Annotated in this window: 2 protein-coding genes; both read left to right on the top strand. The window is 62.9% G+C overall.

The features are described from left to right. Nucleotides 1-351, top strand: a 351-nt coding sequence (locus tag AAFX91_RS41770; protein WP_394570357.1) for a M15 family metallopeptidase, incomplete at its 5' end; no start/stop codon positions are given. Nucleotides 352-502: 151 nt separating this feature from the next. Next, complete coding sequence (locus tag AAFX91_RS41775; RefSeq protein WP_394570358.1) at nucleotides 503-1,084, top strand: hypothetical protein; 582 nt, start codon at nucleotides 503-505, stop codon at nucleotides 1,082-1,084. The last annotated feature ends 155 nt before the right edge of the window (nucleotides 1,085-1,239 follow it).

The following is a 1,239-nucleotide window of genomic DNA, read 5'->3' on the forward strand; positions in this document are numbered from 1 at the left end:
GGCTGGCAAGCGCCCGAACCGCGTGCTTGCGATGCCAGCCGGTCACCGCGCAAAGCTCGTCGAGTATGCGCCCCTTACCCGATCCGTTCGATCGGCGGCTACAACCATCGCACCATTGCTGGATCCAATCGTCTGTCCCAGCACGCCTTCGGCAACGCGATCGACATCAACCCCGGCGCGAACCCGATGCAGCACGGCCTACGCACCGATATGCCGGCCAACATCTCGGAAATGGCTGCAAAACACGGCCTATCGTGGGGCGGAGACTGGAAGGGCCGTAAGGACCCGATGCACTTCGAGTGGACCGGCAAGACGCCTTCCGCGCCGAAGGTTGCGGAGACTTCCGAATAGCGTTTCGCGGCTGGCCCATCGGCCGCGGATAACCCCTCGGCGACTGGCCGGATGTACGCCGGCGCTGGGGGGAGTTCTCTAGAGGTTTTCATTGGCTAGGCTCAGCAAGAACGGAAAGACGGTCGGCAGACCGAGGTCACCGGCGGCGCCCGTGCAAGAGCCGCAGGACGCGGCGGAGTTCGTCGAGCAGCTTCAGGGCATCCTTGATGCGATGGAGATCGACTCTTTGCCGGAGGACGTTGCGAGCTTCTTGCGCTTCAGGATGCGCCGCAGCGACCGGCTTCATGCCACCGACGCCAAGCTGTTCCCCGAGACCGGCACCGACCACGTTGTGATGCTCGTCCGGTCGATAGCGGAATCGACCAACGGTCCCGCCGCCCTGACCGTGCCTATCCTGCGCGCCGTGTCGAGCTGCACAGAGCCGCTGTGGGTCGAGCGTGGCTCGGAATGGCTCGAGGCGCTCGATGAGATACCGCTGTTGGAGCTAGAGGCGCGTATCCGAGCGTTGGATCTCGCCGACGACATCGCGCCCCTGGTCGAGGCCGCAATCTATCGTCGTCTGCACCGCACGCTCGGCTCACCATTACCGCCGCCACCGCCGAAGCCGAAGAAGGCGAAGCCGGTGAAGCCGGACCATATCTCGCAGGAATCCTGGGATGACGCGATCGAGATGCAGAAGGCACGTCGACGAGAAGCTGATCGGCGGCGACGGAAAGCGAAAAGCGAGGGCTGATAGAATGGGCTGGCCCGTTGTCATTGCGAGGCGTCTGACGCACCGGCGGCTCGAGAAGCAAATGTTGTGGAACACTTAACCTAGTGGTTCATCACAGTGATTTTGACGTTTTGATACCGAGCCATTCGAGGATCGGCAAGTTTTCGGGTGGCAGG

Origin of the sequence: Bradyrhizobium sp. 31Argb (genome assembly GCF_043638955.1) — a bacterium.
Taxonomy (GTDB): Bacteria; Pseudomonadota; Alphaproteobacteria; order Rhizobiales; family Xanthobacteraceae; genus Bradyrhizobium.